The sequence below is a fragment of the Sphingomonas sp. 66-10 genome (assembly GCF_001897045.1).
GTDB classification, from domain to species: Bacteria; Pseudomonadota; Alphaproteobacteria; order Sphingomonadales; family Sphingomonadaceae; genus Sphingomonas; species Sphingomonas lycopersici.
The window spans coordinates 1-2830 of the sequence record NZ_MKRR01000016.1 but is presented as its reverse complement, the minus strand read 5'-3'; the positions used below and the strand labels follow the sequence as shown (position 1 = coordinate 2830).

Annotated in this window: 4 protein-coding genes; 1 reads left to right on the top strand and 3 read right to left on the bottom strand. The window is 64.1% G+C overall.

Translation table 11 applies throughout. The annotated features are described in order from the left end of the window. From tnpC to tnpA, 3 genes are all read right to left on the bottom strand, one after another. On the bottom strand, nucleotides 1–1628 hold a 1628-nt coding region (gene tnpC, locus BGN95_RS01910; protein WP_286771450.1), incomplete at its 3' end, for an IS66 family transposase. Nucleotides 1629–1687: 59 nt separating this feature from the next. Further along, nucleotides 1688–2029 (bottom strand): IS66 family insertion sequence element accessory protein TnpB, encoded by a 342-nt coding sequence (tnpB, locus tag BGN95_RS01905; protein ID WP_286771449.1) that lies wholly within the window; start codon nucleotides 2027–2029, stop codon nucleotides 1688–1690. Beyond that, nucleotides 2026–2379 carry an IS66-like element accessory protein TnpA gene (tnpA, locus tag BGN95_RS01900; protein WP_286771448.1) on the bottom strand — a complete coding sequence of 118 codons (354 nt, stop codon included), beginning with the start codon at nucleotides 2377–2379 and terminating at the stop codon, nucleotides 2026–2028. Before tnpA ends, tnpB begins: the two co-directional genes overlap by 4 nt. A gap of 42 nt (nucleotides 2380–2421) precedes the next feature. On the opposite strand from tnpA, the gene BGN95_RS01895 reads away from it, so the two are divergent. Next, a partial coding sequence (locus BGN95_RS01895; RefSeq protein ID WP_502688235.1) for a TonB-dependent receptor plug domain-containing protein occupies nucleotides 2422–2830 on the top strand: 409 nt, incomplete at its 3' end.

Here is a 2830-nt window from a genome sequence, read left to right as displayed (position 1 = left end):
CAAGGCAGCAGCGCGTCGAGTTGGTTGACCGGCTGGTCTGCGATGCGGGCCAGGGCATTGGCGAGCCAGGCTTGCGGATCAACGTTGTTGAGGCGGCAGGTCTGGATCAGCGAATAGGCAACGGCCGCGCGCTGGCCGCCACGATCCGATCCGCAGAACAGCCACGACTTGCGCCCGAGAGGTACACAGCGCAGCGATCGTTCGGCGGCATTGTTCGAGAGGCAGACCCTGCCATCGTCGAGGAACCGGGTGAACGCACCCCAGCGACGCAACATGTAGTTGATGGCTTTGGCCACGTCGTGGTTGCGGGAAATCCTGGCGAGCTGCGCGTTCAGCCACTCGTGTAGTTCCTCGATCAGCGGCGCGCTCAGCTCCTGGCGAGCGGCGAGCCGCTCGGCGGGGTTCTTGCCGTTGATGTCGCGCTCGATCGCGAACAGGGCGTCGAGCTTCTGCACGGCTTCCAGCGCGATCGGGTAGATGACCGGCACCTTCTCGCCGCGGCTCTTCTTGCGTGCCGCGCCCGCAATGTCGGCAAGCTCGAAGAACTTCCGGCGGGCGTGCGCGAAGCACCCTGCTTCCAGGATCGGCCCGGGTTGGCGATCGGCAACATACAGATCGCCGTAGCCGCCATAGGCATCGGCCTGCAGGATCCCTGACCAGGACGCGAGATGTGCTCGAGGATGCTCGCCGCGTCGGTCGCGCGAGTAGTGGAAGATGACTGCCGGCGGATCAGAGCCGCCGAACGGCCGATCATCGCGCACATAGTCCCATAGTCGGCCGGTATCGGTCTTGCCCTTGGCCATGACCGGCACCGTCGTGTCGTCGCCATGGAGGCGGTCGGCGGCAAGGACGTGGGCCTCGATCATCCGGTAAATCGGCATCAGGGCGAGGCACGCAGCCCCGATCTGGTCAGCCAGCGTCGACACGCTGAGCGGGACGCCTTCGCAGGCAAAGCGCTCGGCCTGGCGGTGGAGTGGCTGATGCTGGCCGTACTTGTCGAACATCAGCATGGCGAGAAAGCTGGGGCCCGCCCATCCGCGCGGGGTGACGTGGAACGGTGCTGGTGGCTGCGTGATCTTCTCGCAGTCCCGGCAGACGAACTTCTCGCGCACCGTCTGGATGACCTTCCACGCGCGCGGGATCACTTCGAGCGTCTCGGTCACATCCTCGCCCAGTCTGGACAGGCGGTCGCTGCCGCAGGCCGGGCACGAGCATGGCGCGGAAACAACCACGCGCTCGCGCGGCAAGTGCTCGGGAAACGGCTTGCGGACCGGCTTCTTGCGCTCGAACGCGGAAATGGTCGTCATCTTCGCTGCGGCGGCTTCGGCGGCGAGCTCGTCTTCCGCTGCATCGGCTTCCAGGTCTTCATACCCAAGCTCGAACTGGGCAAGCAGCCGTTCGGTGCGCTCGGCACTGACCCCGTACTGCTCGCGGCGCAGCTTGGCGTTCTGCAACTTGAGATGTGCGATCATCGCTTCGGTGGCGCTGGCCAAGGCCCGCGCGTTGGCCAGCTCAGCCTCGACCACGGCGGCGCGTTGCTCGGCCGCGTTGGCCTTCTGCAGCGCCAGCGTCAGCAGCGCCTTGAGTGCTTCGGCATCATCTGGGAAGGGTGAAACAGCGGCTTCCATGGGCGCGAGTGAATCACTGACAACCTCTCTAAGCAAGCCCGAAATGCTTGGATTATCGGCTATCCCGCGCTCTGCGGGCGCCACGAATACTGCGGGTTACGCCAGTCGATCCCGTCCAGCAGGCAAGCCAATTGCGAGCTCGTCAGCGACACCGTCCCGTCCTGCGCCGACGGCCACACAAACCGACCCTTCTCGAGCCGCTTGGCATACAGCGACATGCCGATCCCATCGTGCCAGATGATCTTCACCAGCGATCCGGAGCGGCCACGGAAGACCCACAGATCACCGCCGAATGGGTCCTTGGTGAAGTGCTGCTGGACCATTGCGGCCAGGCTCTGCATTCCGCGCCGCATATCGGTATGGCCCATCGCGATCCACACCCGCGCACCCGCCGGAATCATCGTATCGCCTTCAAGGCGGCCACCGCAAGCGCGGGCGAGGCCGAGGCGAAAATCCGCAATCGCCGGCCATCGGCGAAGTCCAGCACGATCGCGGCTTCCGGCTCTTGCGCCGAAGCGTTGGCGGTGGTTCCGGGCTCGTCCTCGATCACCGCCGGAACGAATGCCTCCTGAACCTGCTGCAAGGCTGCCCGGCGCCACAAGTAGATCAAGCCTCGGGAAACATCATGACGGCGCGCAACATCCGCCACACAGGCACCCGGCGAGAATGCCTCGCGCAAAATCTCCAGGCGATCCTGATCCGTCCAATCCCGGCGGCGTCGCACCCCCGTCAGCACCGTTACCTGTGTCATGGCTGTCCTAAGCGCGCCCTATTGCACGACCTATAGGACGTCCTGACACACCAGACGGCAGCAGCAAGCGCGGCTCACCGGACGGTTACGAATCTTCAAAGTCTGAGCTACGACGTTCCCAACGTCCAGCTCGAGGATGTGGGTACGGCACCGGGCTATGCCAATTTCACTATCCGGGGCCTCGGCATCAACAGCACGATCCCATCGATCGACCCCACCGTAGGCGTTTTCACTGACGGTATTTACCTCGGCATCAACGCTGGTGTCGTGCTGGACAACTTCGACCTTGAGGGGATCGAAGTTCTGCGTGGACCGCAAGGCTTGCTTTTCGGTCGCAACGTTACCGGCGGTGCCGTGGTTGTGCGGACCACGCGGCCCAGCTTCGATTTTGGAGCCAAAGCCAAGCTATCCATTGAAACGGGACTGAAAAAGACCGTAAGCGGCACGGTTA